The following is an 18,751-nucleotide window of genomic DNA, read 5'->3' on the forward strand; positions in this document are numbered from 1 at the left end:
TAAAGCCGCTCGCTTTATACTAGATTTTACCTTGCTATGACAAGTCAAGCAATGAAAGGGATTTGAGCAATTGGAAGCACCATTAGAAATGTACAATTAACAGTACTAGCAAAAAAAGCAAAAGCAGCTATAACTGCCCTTGCTCTTTCTACTACTTGCATTTAAATATTAACAGCGTGAATCTCGCCAATTATAACGTTATCCCTAATACTTATTAAGGAATTTCCGTAGGGTTCGGTGGTGTTGGGATAATGATCGGTGGTGTCGGCACAACGATCGGTGGTGTTGGGATAATGATCGGTGGTGTTGGCACAACGATCGGTGGTGTCGGCACAACGATTGGTGGTGTCGGCACAACGATCGGTGGTGTCGGCACAACGATTGGTGGTGTTGGCTCAACGATTGGTGGTGTTGGCTCAACGATTGGTGGTGTTGGCTCCGATGTCGGCGTTGCCGATTGCTCTGGTGTTGGTGTTGCCGTCGGCTCAGGTGTCGGCGTTGCCGCCGGACTATAGGTTGATGATGAAGCCGATGTCGATGATGGCGTTGGAGTAGGCGTTGGCGAAGGAATAACAACATCCACAACACCGGTCTGTACAGCTACTTCATAGGAAGTTATAGCAAGCATTTCACGCGTGGCATTGCTTTTCCCGCCAAACGTTCCGTCAGCGCTAATGGTCACAAGCTTGTTACTAAGCGCATAGGCCACATAGCCTTTAGCCCAATCCGATACCGAATTGTCTTCAACACCCGGTGTCTGCTCAGCTTCCTCTTGTTTTCCCAATCCTCTGATTAGGAACGTTGCCAATTGCTCTTTCGTAACTTTACCCGCTGGCTCAAAGCTGCCTTGGCCTACCCCGTCAGTAATCCCTGCCTTTTTAATAGCTTCGATATAAGGCAAGGCGTAACCGTAGGATGCACTATCAGACCCCACATCATTGAAGCTCGATGTTTTAAGGCCCGAATCCACTTTCAGATCGAAAACTAAAGCAGCTACCTTTGCAAATTGAGCGCGATTCATCTCTTCCTTCAGCCCAAATGTGCCCTCCGAAACGCCATCGAAAACTCCTGCACTAATCAGTGCATCGAACTTGGCTTTCGTTGCAGCATCCAAATCCTTCAAATCCGTGAAATCAGCAGATGATTTCGCGCTGGCGGCGAACAAAGTTGTACTCGCCACACATAAAAGCAGACATATTAGTAAACTCAGCTTTCCTAATTTCATGAATAGACCGCTCTCCCTTCATGCATCTCTTTTTTAGCTATCAAATGATCTATCGGCAAAACTTGTAGTTTTTTGAAGCACTTTTGACTGGGTCTACATTTATTTTTTTTTAGGCTTGTAGAACTATAATAGGAAAGGATCAAAATGGAAAAGCCCTCGGTGAATGCTAGCCCTTACCTAACCTATAGCTATACCCTCCACTGTCGGCACCAAGATCTTTTTCCACATGCTATAATTGAATGGATGAAGCTTCTTAAAGGAGGAAACCATGTGCAAATCGTTCCGGCGTTACAGGGAAAACGGTGGCCCAAAGATACGATAGCAGCGGGTTATCGCCATACTGTCGGGCTTAAAGCGGACGGGACGGTGACCGCTGTAGGCCGAAATAATGAAGGCCAATGCAAGGTTAGCGGCTGGTGCGGCATCCAAGTACCCGACAATTAGTTTTCAATATTAAACATACCTATAATAATGAAAGCCATGCGCGGATGTTCCTCGCATGGCTTTCATTATTATATAAATATCCAATTGCTTTACAGTCCTTTTCATGTAAATCATCAGATAAATCAGCAACTGCTACTGTTAGCAGCACCTCATGTGTAGGGTTTTACGCTTACGTTTATGATTTAAAAAGTCAAAATCACTTTGCCCTGGGAGTGGCCCGTCGACACTTTCAACATCGCTTTGTTAATGTCATCAAACGTAAAAGTTGAATCTATAGAGGGCTTAATATTTTCTTTTTCAACAAGTTTAGTGATTTCTTGTAATTGGCCGCCATTTGCTTGCACAAATAAAAACCGATATTCCTTCTGGTTCTTACGTGCTAAAAAATCGAAGCGGGCACCCGCTAGACCAAACAATGCTTTTTTCCACATTGGAAAATGATTGTCAACCGCGAAGCGATAATTAGGTCCGGCTTTCAATGATACCAATTTCCCTTGCGGCTTTAAAATGTCCAGTTCAGCCTTGATCGCTTTGCTGCCCAAGGTGTCGATCACATAATCGATATTGGACAGTATATCGGCATAATTTTCTGCCTGATAATTTATGAATTGATCAGCCCCGAGCGACAGTGCGCGTAATTGGCCTCTTTCACTTCCACTTGTAATCACATATAATCCCATTGATTTGGCAATGGGAATTGCCATAGCGCCGAATCCTCCGGTTCCTCCGGGAATGAAAAGCTTTTTATTCGGCTGGGCATGGAGTACATTATGCAAGGCTTGATAAGCAGTCAAGGCAGTAAGGGGGACCGCAGCCGCCTCGTTAAAAGACAAATTGCCAGGCATGATGGATAAATCATCTTCATTCACGGCCGCATATTCAGCAAAAGCACCGATTTTATTAAGCGGCAGCCTCGAATAGACAGGGTCACCTGCCTTAAAATTCAACACCTTATCGCCAACAGCTTCAATAATGCCAGATAGTTCATTCCCTAAAGTTAACGGGAACTTATAGTCAGCAATCATTCGAACACTGCCATTTAGATTAAGAATATCCAGTGGATTCACGCCGGCAGCTTTTACTTTGACAAGTACCTCATGGCTATTAATCTGCGGTATGTTAATTTCATTCCATTCTACTCGGATTTCTTTCGAATAGTTCTGTATTTGTGCCGCTTTCATGCTTCATCCTCTTCCATTGTTCCACGGATATATGAATGGAATTTAAAATTCTGAAATGACCGGATAGATTTGGCCTCTCAGATTAAAATCATAGTTCTGGTCTACAATCCCTACCACTGCGTTGCTATCATAAAGATCCACCATGAAGCCCGCCATTTGTTTGGCCGTGTGGTACTTGGGCATGTTGGCTTTAAAATCAAATTCTTCCGTGCCCAATGAATGCTTCAGAAATTCCGTTTCTGTTATAGCCGGTGCTAAAACCTTTGCCTTTAGTTTGGCACCTTTCAGCTCTAGTTCTTTTGCAAGCCCTTCTGTGAAGGCACTAACATAATATTTGGATGCAGAATATGCAACATTCCCAACAGCAATGGCGTATCCGAGTGCGGATGAGACGTTAATTAACTGAGTCCCTTCGATATCGGCATAGTCCCGCACATATAGGGTAGAAAGGATCGTCAAGGATTCGATATTAACACGCAGCATCGTTTGGGCTTTATCTAAATTCTGCTCTGCTACAAAAGCGGCTTCTCCCAGCCCCGCGTTGTTAATCCAAGTTTCAATTTCGTATTCCTTTAGCTTGCTATACAGTGTATAGGCCTGATCTGTAACAGACAGGTCGCTTGTTTGAACAATAACATTTACACTAGGGTCTATTTCCTGAATGGCCGCTTTAAGCTCTTCTAATTTATTCAATCTTCTAGCTACCAAAATTAAGTTTTTGCCACGTGCAGCAAACGCCAATGCCGTCTCATATCCAATCCCTGAGCTTGCTCCTGTAATAACGGTATACTTCATCCTATTCTCTCCTTCATAACGTGCAGATTAGTTGTAAATGAGTTTCAAGCACAATTTTAGAACGATCATTCTTATTAAAGCAAAAAAAATAGTTAGATCTAACTTGCTACTAGTATAGCTATTTTAGAACGAACAGTAAAGAATTATTTTATAACTAAAAATATTGCTTGTGGAGCGGCATTCTTTAGCTTGCTCAAGGCATAAGATACAAGCTCTTTCTTGCACTAGAGGGACAAGAGGGATCTTGTATCACAGAAACAAACCAGCTTCCATTAAGATGATTCCTTTTGCCCGTCATATTGGCATGACCCTTTTAATCTAAAACGGACAGTGTCATAGCAATAATATTATTGAATTTTTGTTGATCCGATGTTGTCTTGACCAGCGTACGCAGCCCCAACCACGCATTCATTAAATAATGAGAAATCATTTCAGGTTCAAGGCCAGCCTTGATCTCACCCGATTGCTGGCCCTGCAGAACAAGGCTAGTCAACAATTCCTCAGTCCGTGAATAACTCTCATCCACCAGGGATGCAACCTCTGGGTCCAACACGCCCAGTTCCACGCCTGAATTTACGAGAAAACACCCAAGAGGTTCCCCTTCATTTTTTATTGTCGCTTCAAACAATTCCCGAATGATTTCCTTTACCGGCGTTCGCTTTTCAACCAAAAATTTCATTTTATTCGTTTGCTTAGCTTCATATCGTTCGAGAGCTTTTATAAACAAGGCATGCTTATCCCCAAATGTATCATAAATACTTCTACGATGAATGCCCATAAAGTTAACCAATTCATTCATTGAAGTTTTCTCGTACCCTTGTGCCCAGAATAGCTGTATGGCTTTATCTAATACTTCATTAATTTCAAATTCCTTTGATCTTGCCATCGTCATCACCTCGAATAATCATTATACATTTAAGTGAACGATTGGCAAACTGAAATAAACATAGGAAAGAGCAAAGGCGGTTATAATCCCCTTTGCTCTTTCCTCCAAGCCTACTGCAGCAGCTGCTGCTGCCAAAGCAGGATGCCTAGCTCGTTTGTAGCCAGTTCGCTTTAGCCCACGACAGCTTGCCCGCACCCGCGCCATTTGCAGCCATGAGCCTTGCTTTTAATGTCGCTGGATCATCAGCCGTATAGCTATAAGGAAGCGTTGTGAATCCGTTCCAGGAAAAAGGCTTGATCGCTGCTGGAACTGGAGAAAGCGGGCTTCCCGCTGTATCGCTATTTCCTCTAAAGGTTGTTCCGTCCAGCGAATAGATCGTATCTATAGCCGCGATTTTCCCTGTATAGTCAGGGAGACTGGCATCCTTCTGATTGTTGCGAAGCGGGTAATAAACATCAATAATGACTGATTTCTCCACCAGCACAGCGCCATTTTCTGTGGAAATTGCTCCATTGCTCGTTACGCCAAAATGATAGCCATTGCCGGAAATGGCTGTCTCCATCGCCGATGTAATCCGTGATCTGGCATTCCAAGCGCCTGCGCTGTCCATGACGATATTGTAGGCATGGGCGTTTCCAGCCCGCAGACGAGGCATTCGGTCCTGCTGATCCTGATAATAGTTGTGATGCAGCGTCACTTCTAGCGCCGCATTGTCGCTGGCGAATTCAGTCGAGCCCACTAGATGCCCTTTCTTCTGGCTGGCAGCAACCGCAATAATATCATCCTTGCTCAGCCCTACCGCGCTGCTTCTTAAGAAAGCGTACATCGGATAAGCCGACTGATTCGCTTCGAGCGCATTAATTTGCTGGGTGACCCAGCTGCCCGCGCTGCCGTCATCGCCTAAGAAGGAGGACCATGAAATGGTGACGCCATTGCTTCCTTTTTTCACATCAACCAGTCCGTCATAGGCCTTGTGGAACGTACAGTGATCGATCCAAAACTTGCTGCTTTCTTCGATTGTGATATAATCCCAGTCATTTTTGTCGTAATCGCCCTTGGTTGCTTCATCCCATTCCCAAAGCTCGTCAAATTCGAGATTGCGAATGATGACATTCGTGCTTCTCTTGAAGGTAAATGCAGCATGCTTGATCTTCGCGCCGTTGGCGGAGAAAATCGTCAGGTTCGTAAAGCCGTCCACTGTAATTTTGCTAACGCCCGTATTAAGCAGAACCGGGTGCGTCAATGCGCTGTTGTGAGAGGCGAACGGCGAGACTTTCGCTGCCGCCGGAATTTCGTTCCAGCCAAGATCGAGATCGTTCATGATTTCGACGACCTTATAGCCTGAGCCTTTCTTTAGCGCAGCGGCTAGATCTGTTGCATTATAAACTTTTATATATTGGGAATCGGTTTCGGCGATGCTGCCTCCCCCAGTGTTGCCTATGGAAAAACCAGTTAGTTGATATTCGCTGGTCGTCCCAGATGTTGGAGAAGGCGATGGTGTCGGCGTTGGAGCAGTAGTGGGGCTAGTGGATGGAGCAGTCGTTGGCTGCGCCGTCGGAGTCGGGGTTGGAGCCACTGTCGGCGAAGGTGTCGATGGCACCGAAGTCGAATTGGTAACGCTTACATTATCGAACTTAGCAATAGATTTAAAAGTAACCAAACCCGCAGCACCCGCTGCCAGGCTGGAATCCGTAGCCGAAAGCTCCAGCTGGCCGTTTACATAAAGCTTGATGGATGTTCCACTCAATTCGAGCTTCACCTTATACCACACCCCCGTTGCCAGGCCAAAATTCGTTTTGCTCGCGATAGTTGTTGTGGAACCGCTTACTTTTTTCCTGATTTCAAGCGTGCCCCCACTGCTGTTATACAAGGATGCTGCATAAAAATTATTGCCATCCACGTATCTGCCTGCAACATACGTTCTAGTCGATCCATTAAAATCAACGATCTTAACATCAGCCTCCACCGCATAATCGGTCCATGTCTGGCTGCCAGCAGAAGTGCGGCCTTCGCTTGTGCCCGTTTGGGAATAAACCGCATTGCCGCTGTCTTGAACGACGGACCAGCTTCCACTAGTGGATGTCCAATTGCCTGCTCCTCCATCAAAGCTGTCCTCCAATAGCGTCGCTGCGCTTGCCGGATAAACAAAGCCGATTGTTCCAGCTGACAAGACAAGCGTTAAACATAATACGAACACCAAATTCCGCTTTATAAAATCATTCATCTCAAAACGCTCCTTCCATATTGTAGTAGATTACATTCTAATTATAGTAATTAATGGTAAAATTTGAATAGTCTCGAAGACCTAATAAAAGCGGAACCAAACAGCTAAACACATCGCCACTACTATTCAAGGAAATGTTATAATTGATAACAGTTATCATTTAAATGCCTGATAGAAAGGAGGCGAGCCGTTGTTTTGTAGGATGACGACTATTTATTACTCTGGCATCATGCGCATATCCGGCTGAACGATATTCGCCATCAGCATATAGGAGTTGGGGGCTATTTAAATGCCTACCGGCTTCCATCACCCGCTTTTATATATATGGTTCGCGGTACGGCACGTTTTAGGCTTGACGGAAAGGAGCTTCAGGCGGACCGTTTCCATATTCTGCACAGCGGCAAGGGCAGCCTCTTGGACATAGATGGAATTAAGGAACCATTAGAATATTATCTCATTCTTTATAAAGCTTCGCTGCCGCTCCTGACGGCTCCATTTATTCGAAAGCTTGCGGATAATAAAAGTCCTTTTCATAGACAATATGAATTCGCTCCCCATGATCCGGTTGTGCTGCTTCATTTGGCGAAGACGATGCAGCAGCGGTGGCATGAAACTCATTCCCTACAGCGTATTCATGTCAAAGCCTTGTTTTATCAGTTCATCTACGAGGTGGAACAGCAATTGCAAATGCAAGGCAAACAGGCCATTCAGCCTGACCTTGTGGAGCAGGTCATCCGGCATATTCGTGAATGCTATAGCACGCCGATTACACTCGCATCCATCGCCCGATTGTTGAATTATAGCGCCCCTTATGTGTCCAAGCAGTTTAAAAATAAGACTGGCTACAGCTTAATTGATTTTCTAATTCTAACTCGTGTGGATAAGGCGAAGGAGCTGCTGCTTCATTCAGAAGCTTCGCTCCAAGAAATTTCCAGCAGCGTGGGATACCCGGATTTATCTTATTTCATACGTATTTTCAAAAAGACGACCGGTGTAACACCCGGAAGCTTCAAAGCACAGGCTGGCAGCAGCCGGCAAGAAGCAGATCGTCCTACGCTTATGCTTAGATTGTCTGATGCAGCACGGGGGTTTCGACGTTATATTGATATGGAACATGATAATGATTATCAATATGTCGAAGAAGGGGAATTCACGATGTACAAAGGAACCAAAACCTCCATGGGAGCAACCGTGCTGTTATGTCTAGCCTTAATGCTCAGCGCCTGCTCCAGCGGCAGTGGAGCTGCTAATTCCATAGCTTCCAGTACCAGCCCTGCTGCCTCCACCCAGACGCAGAACAATAGTCCGGCTGCAAGCCAAACGAATGCTGAACCTGCTCCAAGCGTATATACAGACAGTCAGGGGCATGAGGTGCAGCTTCCCGAAAGTCCAAAGCGCGTTGTACTCCAAGGCAATTCAATCGGCGATCTGCTGGCGCTAGGCATTCAGCCCATCGGCGTTGATCGCCGGTTTATTGATGAATCCGTCTATTTGGACAAAGAACAGACCAAGGCGCAGGATATTGGTTTTCCAACCAATTTTGAAGCTCTTGTAGACTTGGCTCCCGATCTGACGATGCTCGGTTATGTTTTAGATAAACAGTACGAAGAAGTATCAAAAATATCGCCGACCGTCGTTTTTGATCAAAGCCTGCCATTAGCCGAGCGCCTCCCCATCATTGGAGAAATCGTCGGCAAACAAGCCGAGGCCAAGCAGCTGCTTGCCGATTATGATGCTAAAGCTGAGAACATGTGGAGTGAGCTGCATAAGGCAGGAAAGCTTACTGAAGGCGAAACAGCGGTCGTGTTAATTTATTATTGGAGCAAAGATATGTATTTGATGAAAACCGGCGGTCTTGCCTCTTTATTGTATCAGCAATCAGGCTACCAAATGTCTGAGCGGGTAAAGGAGCTTGAACCGGCCGCTGGCTCTCCCTATATTGAGGTTTCAAAAGAGCTCATGCACGACATGCTCATCGGGGACCGCCTATTCATCTTGTATCCACACAATGAAGATGCGGAAGCCTCCTTTGCTGAACTGCTGGAAACATCCCTTTGGAAATCGCTCCCTGCCGTCAAGAGCGGAAAAGTCACTTTTGTCGAGACAAAATGGAATTACGAGGACATGCTGACTAGTGATATGCTGCTGGACGAGCTTCCCAAGCTGTTGGCTCAATAATATATGAAGACGCTGCAAGCCTAATCGGGGCAATATCCATCCCCCATTGCTTGTGACGCCTAATCAAAGAAGGTCTGCGCCCTCCCAATAATGGAGGATGCAGACCTTCTTCTGTGTATTTTTCTACCTCTGAGCGATCGGGCAATTGCAGCAATAACCAAACTCCGCCTCAAGCTTATAAGCCAGACAGCAGATCGCCTTCACAGCCATCATCTGCCCAGGTTCAGTCGGATGCGCCATAAATTTCGGCGTTATGCGGAAAGGATTGCGGCTCAGCCCGAAACTTTCCGGCTCCATGTCCCAGGTCCAGCGCCTGAAGCGCTCGCGGACTGCTGCCTGGCTCTCCTCATCCTCCGGCTCCATAGCTTCATCTTCCATATAGCCATAGAGAGAAGTATATATCTGCTTCCACAGCAAGGCAGCTTGGGTTTGTGATGCCTGCGAAAGCGCCGCAATAATCGGCCTCACTTCATCCCTATAGAAAATCGCCAGCGCAGCTTGAGCATTTCCAGCAGGCTCCTGGGCAGAAGGCGTGGCGGGAATAGTCTCACTCCAGCCCTCATAAACACGAAAGGAAAAGAGCGGCATTCCATCCATTAGACTGAGCTGCACCGACATATTCGTCATCCGCAAAGCTGCGGCTCTACGATCTGCGGCGGCGAGCATGCTGTGCATGGCTCCACAAACGCCTGCGTACCAGCTGCAAAACAAAGCTGCGGCTACGCGTTTTTCCCCGGTTCCAATCATCGGGGCGTATGCTCGGAGCAGAAGCTCGGCGTTTTGCGGCTCGCTCAATTCCTCAAGCGAAAAGCTCAGTACGATGTCCTCTGCTGTCTTCGAAGTAATAAAAAACTTCTCCGATAATGGCATCGCCTCTATTTGCCTTTATTTTCGAAAGCCTGAAGAACAGCATTTATGGCATAGCTATTTGCCAGCGGGGACATGCCAAGGCTGAACCATTCTTTTCCGCCCATCATGTACACTTGATTTTTCTTCACTGCCGTCATGTTTTTCCATAATGAGCTTTCGAGCATATCCTTGTAAGCTTTTTGAATGACGGCATTGCTCTCGTCGTCCAACTGCACAATGATATGATCGGGGTTGTATTCCGGCAGCTTCTCAAGCGATATCGTGAGCGACTGCTCGCTCTGCGGGAAGTTCGCGATTGGCTTAAGTCCCAGCGTCTTATGAATAAAGCTGCCGCGATCAATGTTTTCACTATAAAGAACGATGCCTTTCGGCATAATCATCATATACATGACGGTTTCGTCGCCAACGAGAGTATCCAGCTTCTCTTTGGCTGCCAATTCCTGATCCTCTAAATCTTGAATGACTTTATCCGCAGCCTCTGGCTTGCCTAACACGCCAGCGATATCCTTCAGCTCATCACGCCAGTCATCGCGCTGCGGCAGCAGCACCGTCGGTGCGATCTTCGCAAGCTGATCGTAATCTTTGTCCGACCACCATACGGGTGCGATAATCAGATCAGGCTCAGCGGCTAATATTTTCTCAAAATCAGGCGTTTCGGCGATGCCCATTTTAATTGTATTTTTGAATGCATCCTCCAAATAAGACGGAAACTCCGGGTGATAATTTTGCACGGCAATTGGCGTAACGCCCAAAGCTTGCAGAAATTCCGGATACACAACGGAAAGCCCAATCACTCGGCTGGGATTTGCCGGAATCGTAATATCGCCCTTCTCGCTAGCTACCGTACGGACGCTATCCGCTGCCGTGGCACTTGGCTCGCTGGACGAATTGCTCGCCTCTGGCGATGCTGATGGTGAAGCTGCTGCTGTCGTATTGCCTTGTCCATTGTTCCCCGAGCATGCAGCCATCACAAGCGCCACCAGCGCGATCATGATTAGCGATAATGCTGTCTTCGATTGTTTCATTTTTCTGTACCCTCCTGAGCGGTCGATATATTTCATTTCTCATCAAGCGTAAACGCCTGTCGCTGTCCTCTGGCGGCAAAGCTAGCGTTTCGCGTTGAAATATAGGGAAGGATGGAAAAATCATATCCTTGCCTATATTTTTAAAATGAGAATCAATATCACTGTTAGGAGTATAACGGATACTTTCCTCCTCGCCTATCGACGATCTCGCCAACATTTTATGCACGATTACGCCAAAGCTTTAACACCTCGTCCAAAACCAAATCCTGCGTGAACGCTGTATATTCGGTCCATGGATAAGAAGGAAGCTGGTCGATCCGCCTATTTCTGACTGCCTTCAGCTGCCCCCACGCCTCTGATTGCCGCAGCTCCTGCCAGGCTGCTTGCGCCTTTGCATCGTCATCTACAATGAGCAGAAGCCTATCCGCATCCGTATGCAGCAGTTTTTCTAGCGTCCATTGATGCTCGGGCTGATCTAGCATGATGCCTGCCGCTGGCGCAATTTGGAGATCGTCATAAAACACCTCGCCCAAGCTTCTGCTGCCCAAAATGGTAATCGCATGCCCCGATATTCGGGCAATGAGCAGACGATCGTTGCCCCATGCCTTCTTCACCTGCTCCCGCACAGCACGTGTTTTTCGCTCGTACTGATCGAGCCAAGCTTCCGCTTCCGAGGACTTGTCCAGCCACTGGGCAAGCAATGTTAGCTGCATTCGCCAATCATGCTCCAGCCATGGCATCAAATAAGTTGATGCCAGCTCTTCCAGCTTCTTCTCTGCTTCCGCGCTTGTAAATGCTTTAAGCCCGATGATGTAGTCCGGGTTCGTACTGCGTATCTGCTCTATTTTCACATCATCATCCTGCGCTAAGGGCAGAACCGAATCGGTGTCGTATTTTCGACGGTAATATTCGGTCCATGGATGATCGGCTGGAGCCGCATGAGGCGTAATATGCAGCGCCAGCAAATGTCCGATCATGTTGGCATGATAGGCTACGATTCTTTTTTTAGCATTTTTCATATATGCAGCAGGCGGCGTGCCCGTTATTTTTTTGAATTTGCGCCGAAAATAAAGCTCATCCTGATAGCCGACATAGCTGGCGATATCTTTAAGCTGGTATTCCGAGTCGGGCTTCATCAGCTCTTGGGCTTGCCTAATGCGATATCTTGCCAAATATTCAATGGCGCTCCAGCCATAGGTTTGCTTAAACAGCCGGATAAAATGCCGCGAGCTAATGCCGGCCTCCCTCGCCAATAGCTCAATGGTCAGCTCCTCGCGGTAATGCTGCTCGATATATAACTTGGCACGCTCCATTGCGGCCTCGGACTCCGTATCCAATATGCGCTTGCCATCTCGCAGCAGGCTGTACAGCAGCTCATAAAATTGAATTTGACCGCGCATTCGCTGCAAGCGATTGCCGCTTTTTATCGTATGGCCCATAGCCTCGCAAAGTGCACTCCATTCGATCATGGAGGTTACCACGACTTCTCCTTCGACGGGAAACCGCAGATTTTGGGGCTGCGGCTCGTTCTGCGTTTGCCGCTCCGACGTTTCGGGCTGCTCAAACACATCAAAGCGCACAACATAAAGTCCACGCTCGCCCGAAACGTCTAGAAATGCCTCGACTAGTTGGCCAGGCATACAAACAAAGGCACTGCCTGCCCTTAGCTCCGAATACCGCCCGTCTACAGTAATCCAGCCTCTGCCGGATGCAGCAAGCAGCAGCATATGCGATTCGATGAATTGCAGCCGAAACGACCAGCTTCCCGAGCTGCTATCGTTTTTTTCGACCCCTCTAAGCTTGAACCACATGTTGTCCAGCCGCTCATATTCGCCTGCTTGCGAAGCGTATTCATAATCGGACATCCTGCTCGCCACCTTTTTCTCTTCCGCTTTATGCTTATTATTTTATAGGAACGAGCAGCGATAAGAAATACAACCCTCCCCCTCGCGGGTAAAAATAGAAAGCTGCCGCCAAGCCGCAGGTTAAATATCCGCAGTTGGCGACAGCCTTATTCCTGTTCTTTATATATAACGTTTCATGCAGATTGCAAAAACTTAAGCTTTAGCTTAAGACTTATAGCTCGTTTGAAGCCAATTCGCTTTGGACCACGAAAGCTTGCCTGCACCCGATCCGTCAGCCGCGACAAGTCTTGCTTTTAAAGCGGCTGGGTCATCTGGAGTATAGCTATATGGAAGCGATTTGAGTCCGTTCCAAGCAAAAGGCTTAATAGCTGCCGGCACAGGTGAAAGCGGGCTTTTGGCAGAACTGCTGTCCCCTCTGAACGTCGCTCCATCGAGTGAGTAGATCGTGTCGAGTGCCGCAATTTTTCCCGTATAGGTGGAATCGCCTGCATCTGCCTGATTATTGCGGAGCGGATACGTGACATCAATGATGACAGATTTCTCAACGAGCACGGCCCCACCCTCGGTCGAAATCGCACCGTTGCTTGTAATTCCAAAATGATAGCCTTTGCCGGAAATCGCCTTCTCCATGGACGAGGTCAGCCGTTTTTTGGAGCTTCTTGCTCCTGCGCTGTCCATCACGATGTTATAGACATGGACATTGCCGCCCCGCAGACGCGGCATCCGATCCTGCACGTCTTGATAATAATTGTGATGAAGCGTCACTTCAAGCGCGGCGTTATCGCTGGCGAATTCAGTAGCCCCAATCAGATGGCCCTTCTTTTGGCTGGATGCGATGGCAATAATATCTTCTTTGCTTAACCCAACCGAGCTGCTTCTTAAAAAAGCGTACATCGGATAATCCGATTTATTCGCCTCCATCGCATTGATTTGCTTGGTGACCCAGCTGTTAGCACTTTGGTCATCAGCCAGGAAGGAGGACCAGGAAATCGTGACGCCCGTGCTGCCTTTTTTCACATCGACAAGACCATCATAAGCTTTGTGGAACGTACAGTGGTCAATCCATATGTTGCTGCTGTTTTCCACCGTTATATAGTCCCAGTCATTTTTATCGTAATTGCCTTTCGTCGCTTCATCCCATTCCCACAGCTCGTCAAATTCAAGATTGCGAATGATGACATTCGTGCTTCTTTTGAAGGTAAAAGCGGCATGCTTAATCGTTGCCCCCTTCGCCGAGAAGATCGTCAAATCGTTGAAATCATCAACCGTCACCTTGCTGATTCCCGTTTCCATTAAAACCGGGTGCGTTAATGCGCTATTATGGGCAGCGAAAGGCGATGTTTGGGCCTCTTTCGGAATCTCATTCCACCCCAAGTCAAGATCGTTCATAATTTCAATGACCTTATATCCCGACCCTTTCTTTAGCGCAAGAGCAAGATCCTTGGCATCATACACTTTCATATAACGGGAATCCGTTTCTGAAATCATGCCCCCACCCGTGCTGCCCTGCGCAAAGCCTGCCAAATTGTACTGGCCTGCCTTTCCTGCTGGCGGTGAAGGAACGAGCGTTGGCACAGGTATCGGTTCAACCGATGGGGTTGAAGACGGTATCGCCGTTGGTGTCGCCGTTGGTTCAATTGACGGTTTAGTCGATGGCTCGTTTGACGGCACTGCTGTCGGAGCAGGCGTCGGAACTGGTGTTGGCGCCACAGTCGGCTCGGTTGATGGATGCGTTGCATCTGGCGAGCTATCTGCAATCTTCACATTATCGAACTTGGCGATGGACTTAAACGTAACGAGTCCCGCGGCACCCGCCGCCAAGCTGGTATCGGCAGCCGACAGCTCCAGCTTGCCGTCTACATACATGTTGATTGTCGTTCCGCTCATTTCGAGCTTTACCTTATACCATACGCCAGCCTCTAAAGCATAACCCGCTTTGCTAGCTAACGTCGTTGTCGAACCATTCACTTTCTTTCTAATTTCCAGCGCACCGCCGTTGCTATTGTACAGCGATGCCGCATAAAAGTTATTGCCATCTATATAACGGCCTGCCACATAGGTTCTCGTCGATCCATTAAAATCGACAACCTGTACGTCAGCCTCAACCGAATAATCGCTCCATGACTGGCTGCCAGCAACCGCACGCCCTTCGCTTGTGCCAGACTGGAAATAGGCTTTATTGCCTTTCTCATTAACGACAGACCAGCTTCCGCTAGAAGGTGTCCAATTGCCAGCACCTGCATCAAAAGTGTCTTCCATTAGCGCAGCTGCGTTTGCCGGATAAACATAGCAAAGCGAAAGCACAAGCGCTGCACACAAAGCCAAAATCACATTCCTCTTTAAAAAATAATCCAATTTCATTCTTACTCCTCTTTCCGATAGTAGATTTATAACCTATATAAATATCGGAAATTTTGGAAATATTTAAATAGTCTTTAAGACCCAAAATAAGGGAATTCATTTCATTCCCGGCTTTGGCGACTATCCCACTGAGCTGCCCTACCCATTCATCCTTTGCCTGAATACAATGAAGTGTGGAGGCGAGTGTAATCACGCATGCCCCTAATGAAACTAGACAATGGTCGGGGATCGTCTATTACCTCAGAAGGTTCCGCAGCATTCTCTCCTGTATTAAAGTTAATATCAGACAAAAGATCTTTAATGTGGGGGTCATGTGGGATGAGTATAGAAAAAGAGATTTATGTGCTTCTGACAGATACGGGGACCCTCTTCACAAGGATTATCCGAACGTTTACGAAGGATCCGCTGAATCACGCTTCGATCGCTTTTGATTCGGACCTACGCGAAGTGTACAGCTTCGGCAGGAAAAATCCGAACAATCCGTTCTTCGGAGGATTCGTCCGGGAAGACGTGAGCAGCGAGTTTTTCGGCGAGTCGATGTGCGCCCTTTATCGATGCACGGTGAGCCCGGTAGTTTATGCTAATCTGAGAAATCAGGTTCAGCATTTTGAGCAAAATCAAGATTTGTATAGCTACAATTTGGTCGGCATGTTAGGCATTCTGTTCAATATCGAATGGGAGCGCAAAAATTCATACTTCTGCTCACAATTCGTGGCGACGATGTTCCAGCAAAGCGGGATGATTCTGATCGACAAGTCGCCGCTGCTCGTAACGCCTGGCGATCTCCAGCATACGCCCAAGCTGGAATTGGTGTATCATGGGCATCTGAATTCATATGTGGGCTGTCAGAACAGCATGGCCGCGGCAGGCTCGTTCCGCACGGCATAGAAGGGATCCCGGAAGAAGTCGGGATCCCTTACTTTTTTTCGAAAGCTGGACTAAACTTTCTTTTATTCCCCTGTAATGCAGGTTAGCAGTTCCCCAACAGGTGTACGAGGTCGAGGCTTAGGCTTCTTATCGGGATCAAAATAGCCAAGATGCAGCGTGCCAATAATTCGTTCGCCTGGCTTTACGCCCGTAAGCCTGCAAAAATCCAGGTCGAAATTATATTCATTCGTCTTCCATACGACACCGATTCCCTGCTCCCATGCCAGCAGCTGGATATTTTGAATAAGCGCGGAGCCTGCGCCAACAGCATCCTCCCATTCCCGTTGTTTAGCGTCAGCCTCTATGACGATGAGCAAATGGGCTTGCATGCGTTCGCAATAATCAAGCTGCAGCTTCTGTCCCCATTTTTCCCGCTCGTCCTCCGAGAACGTATGCAGCACCGCATCTGAAAACTGCTGCCTTCCAGCTCCCATGAATAAAATGAATCGCCAAGGCTCCTTGCGTGAATGAACCGGAGCCCATACAGCCGCATCCAACAGAGCAATGACCGTTTCCTTCGCCAACGTCCGATCGTTAAATTGACGTATCGTTCTTCTTTCGCGAATGAGCTGCTCAATTGCCGATATTGCCATCTCGCATCCTCCTCCTCTGCTCACCGCTCTTTATTGGGTAAGAAATTGAACCGTTTCTTCAATAATTTTCGTTTGGCCGATTGGGCCGCCAGGACCTTGAAACCATAGGCCATAGTCCACCAAATGGACATGGTTATTTTGAACAGCCTTCAAGCTTTTCCAAACTTCAGTTCTAATATTTTTATAGAAGCCTGATTCCACAGCCTAACATGCTGCTCTATATCCATCGTTTCACCTTCCGAAAAAGCCCTGATCTATCTGCCTCTCTATTCTATCGAGAATAATTCTCAACTACAATATAAATTTTATGTAATGCCATTAATAAATAGCTTGATATTGCGCCCAAAAACCGAAATAATGATGGAATAGGTCTAATTGCTTGGATACATATCGTAGCGATTAGCGATTTATTTTGCACAGCAGAAAGGTTGTCTTTTACATCATGGAGTTATCTCAACGTTTAAGCCAGAAACGGGCCGCCAAGGAACCGTTCCCGGTCTCGATTCTCTCTCTTACGGTTGGCGCTTTTGCCATCGGCATGACGGAGTTTGTCATCATGGGGCTTCTGCCTAATGTCGCTACAGATTTACATGTCAGCATCTCGGCTGCCGGACAGCTGATTACGATGTATGCCCTTGGGGTAGCTATCGGTGCCCCGATATTGACTATGCTCACCCAACAGATTCCGCAAAAGCGGCTGTTATGTCTGCTGATGGTTTTATTTATTGTCGGCAATGTCATTTCGGTCTTTGCCCCAAGCTATGCCGTCCTGATGGGCGCACGGGTCATTACTGCGTTGACGCATGGGACTTTTTTCGGGGTTGGAGCCGTAATTGCCTCCAATCTCGTACCGCCGAACAAACGGGCCGGGGCCGTATCGATTATGATGGCCGGACTGACGATTGCCAATATTATTGGTGTTCCTCTCGGTACCTTTATCGGACAAAATATGGGCTGGCGAGCCTCATTCGGAGCCATTGCCATCATGGGCGTCATCGCCTTGGCAGGCATATTGGTCTTCATTCCAAAAATCAAGCAGGAACAAACAGCAAGCATCGTTCAACAGCTTGCCGCTCTTGCAAGACCGAAGCTCCTTGTATTCCTGCTAATATGCGCACTCGGCAATTCCGGACTATTCGCCGTCTTCACTTATATTACGCCGCTGCTTACGCAGGTTACGGGCTTTGCTGAGCACAGCGTAACGTGGATTTTAGTTCTTTTCGGCTGCGGCGTAACGCTCGGCAACATTGTCGGCGGGAAGCTTGCCGACTGGAAGCTGATGCCCGCCATTTTAGGGCTTTATGCGGCCATATCCGTCATTTTGGCTATCCTGACCTTTACGATTCATAGTCCAGTTGCGGCCATCGTGACGATTTTTCTCTGGGGAGCCGGCTCCTTCGCGGTTATGCCGGGGCTGCAGGTTCGAATTATGAGCCTTGCCAAAGCCGCTCCTGCTCTCGCCTCGACCTCGAGCCACTCTGCCGGCAATCTCGGCAATGCTGTTGGCGCTTTTATTGGCGGCTGGGCCATCACTCATCTGTCCTTAAACGCACTGCCATGGGTTGGAGCTGTGCTTGTGGGACTGGCGCTGGTGCTTGGGCTTGCAACTTATATGGCGGAACGCAAAACAATCAAATAAAAAAAGCCAATCAACACTTTAAAATTGGAGGTATTTCAATGAACAAACGCTATCGCATTACTAGAGCCTTGCAAAATAACAACTCGACAGCGCTGACGATTTCTTTGGAGGAATGCAAACAATATTTTGCGTCGAAGCCTGATTTTTCGTATACATCGGTGTTTACCGTTAAAGGCGCTACCACGATGTCTATAGAAGGCGATTTCTTTATGTGGAGCTGCGGAGAAGCTTCGATCCCCTTCCGGCATTATGAGGGCGATATTTACGTTTCCGGCACGAACGATGTGGTCATTCCTAAAGTCATTGAGGTTGCAAGCGAGCTGATCGCTGACATCGTAAACGAGTAGTTTTCGAGCCAACTCCAAACGATTACTTCATGCAAATATAGCCCCCACCACAACAACAACGTGGACGTCGGGGCTATTTTTTATGCCTATTTTCGCTACTTTCGCTATTTACATTTGTTCATTATATAAATTTTGACAAAAGGTTCACAAAAATACAATTGTAAAAAATAGATAAATATGTAATGATTATA

14 protein-coding genes and 2 pseudogenes are annotated in these 18,751 nt (G+C 47.3%); 5 read left to right on the top strand and 11 right to left on the bottom strand.

All coding sequences use genetic code 11. The features are described 5' to 3' along the window. Window positions 1-214 precede the first annotated feature (214 nt). Entirely contained in the window at window positions 215-1,225 is a 1,011-nt protein-coding gene (locus BBD42_RS31960; RefSeq protein ID WP_216364923.1) for an S-layer homology domain-containing protein, read from the bottom strand. Window positions 1,226-1,468: 243 nt separating this feature from the next. Between BBD42_RS31960 and BBD42_RS05655 the strand changes: the two are divergent. Further along, a pseudogene (locus tag BBD42_RS05655) lies at window positions 1,469-1,654 on the top strand (RCC1-like domain-containing protein); the annotation flags it as partial. Window positions 1,655-1,851: 197 nt separating this feature from the next. On the opposite strand, the gene BBD42_RS05660 reads toward BBD42_RS05655, so the two are convergent. The 4 genes from BBD42_RS05660 to BBD42_RS05675 all read right to left on the bottom strand — a co-directional run bounded on the left by BBD42_RS05660 (window position 1,852) and on the right by BBD42_RS05675 (window position 6,755). Further along, window positions 1,852-2,850 carry an NADP-dependent oxidoreductase gene (locus BBD42_RS05660; protein ID WP_099517368.1) on the bottom strand — a complete coding sequence of 333 codons (999 nt, stop codon included), beginning with the start codon at window positions 2,848-2,850 and terminating at the stop codon, window positions 1,852-1,854. A 42-nt stretch (window positions 2,851-2,892) separates the two neighbouring features. Continuing rightward, the gene (locus tag BBD42_RS05665) at window positions 2,893-3,645 is read right to left on the bottom strand and encodes an SDR family NAD(P)-dependent oxidoreductase (RefSeq protein WP_099517369.1); all 753 of its coding nucleotides are present in this window, start codon (window positions 3,643-3,645) and stop codon (window positions 2,893-2,895) included. A gap of 313 nt (window positions 3,646-3,958) precedes the next feature. Further along, complete coding sequence (locus tag BBD42_RS05670) at window positions 3,959-4,531, bottom strand: TetR/AcrR family transcriptional regulator (RefSeq protein WP_099517370.1); 573 nt, start codon at window positions 4,529-4,531, stop codon at window positions 3,959-3,961. Between the two features lie 145 nt (window positions 4,532-4,676). Continuing rightward, window positions 4,677-6,755 (bottom strand): pectate lyase family protein, encoded by a 2,079-nt coding sequence (locus BBD42_RS05675; protein ID WP_099517371.1) that lies wholly within the window; start codon window positions 6,753-6,755, stop codon window positions 4,677-4,679. Between the two features lie 414 nt (window positions 6,756-7,169). Here BBD42_RS05675 and BBD42_RS05680 point away from each other — a divergent pair, with 414 nt between their 5' ends. Next, window positions 7,170-8,933 carry an AraC family transcriptional regulator gene (locus BBD42_RS05680; RefSeq protein ID WP_172455406.1) on the top strand — a complete coding sequence of 588 codons (1,764 nt, stop codon included), beginning with the start codon at window positions 7,170-7,172 and terminating at the stop codon, window positions 8,931-8,933. A gap of 123 nt (window positions 8,934-9,056) precedes the next feature. Here the strand turns inward: BBD42_RS05680 and BBD42_RS05685 are convergent, their stop codons facing one another. The 5 genes and pseudogenes from BBD42_RS05685 to BBD42_RS32810 all read right to left on the bottom strand — a co-directional run. Further along, entirely contained in the window at window positions 9,057-9,803 is a 747-nt protein-coding gene (locus BBD42_RS05685) for a hypothetical protein (protein ID WP_099517373.1), read from the bottom strand. Window positions 9,804-9,808: 5 nt separating this feature from the next. Continuing rightward, window positions 9,809-10,828 (bottom strand): ABC transporter substrate-binding protein, encoded by a 1,020-nt coding sequence (locus BBD42_RS05690; RefSeq protein WP_099517374.1) that lies wholly within the window; start codon window positions 10,826-10,828, stop codon window positions 9,809-9,811. 218 nt (window positions 10,829-11,046) lie between these two features. Next, window positions 11,047-12,693: an ABC transporter substrate-binding protein gene (locus BBD42_RS05695; protein ID WP_099517375.1), complete on the bottom strand. Its 1,647-nt coding sequence runs from the start codon at window positions 12,691-12,693 to the stop codon at window positions 11,047-11,049. Window positions 12,694-12,897: 204 nt separating this feature from the next. Further along, a complete protein-coding gene (locus BBD42_RS32805; RefSeq protein ID WP_481855966.1) occupies window positions 12,898-14,274 on the bottom strand; it encodes a pectate lyase family protein in 1,377 nt (458 codons plus the stop codon). A 231-nt stretch (window positions 14,275-14,505) separates the two neighbouring features. Then, a pseudogene (locus tag BBD42_RS32810) lies at window positions 14,506-15,054 on the bottom strand (LamG-like jellyroll fold domain-containing protein); the annotation flags it as partial. A 318-nt stretch (window positions 15,055-15,372) separates the two neighbouring features. Here BBD42_RS32810 and BBD42_RS05705 point away from each other — a divergent pair. Further along, window positions 15,373-15,942 carry a C40 family peptidase gene (locus BBD42_RS05705; RefSeq protein ID WP_056031469.1) on the top strand — a complete coding sequence of 190 codons (570 nt, stop codon included), beginning with the start codon at window positions 15,373-15,375 and terminating at the stop codon, window positions 15,940-15,942. Between the two features lie 62 nt (window positions 15,943-16,004). Here BBD42_RS05705 and BBD42_RS05710 read toward each other — a convergent pair whose 3' ends face one another. Then, window positions 16,005-16,574, bottom strand: coding sequence for a nitroreductase family protein (locus BBD42_RS05710; RefSeq protein WP_099517376.1), 570 nt, complete (start codon window positions 16,572-16,574; stop codon window positions 16,005-16,007). 442 nt (window positions 16,575-17,016) lie between these two features. Between BBD42_RS05710 and BBD42_RS05715 the strand changes: the two genes are divergently transcribed. Together BBD42_RS05715 and BBD42_RS05720 are read left to right on the top strand one after the other, a co-directional pair. After that, entirely contained in the window at window positions 17,017-18,213 is a 1,197-nt protein-coding gene (locus BBD42_RS05715; protein ID WP_099517377.1) for an MFS transporter, read from the top strand. Window positions 18,214-18,251: 38 nt separating this feature from the next. Further along, window positions 18,252-18,560 carry a hypothetical protein gene (locus BBD42_RS05720; RefSeq protein ID WP_099517378.1) on the top strand — a complete coding sequence of 103 codons (309 nt, stop codon included), beginning with the start codon at window positions 18,252-18,254 and terminating at the stop codon, window positions 18,558-18,560. Window positions 18,561-18,751 lie beyond the last annotated feature (191 nt).

The sequence above is a fragment of the Paenibacillus sp. BIHB 4019 genome (genome assembly GCF_002741035.1).
Lineage (GTDB): Bacteria > Bacillota > Bacilli > Paenibacillales > Paenibacillaceae > Pristimantibacillus.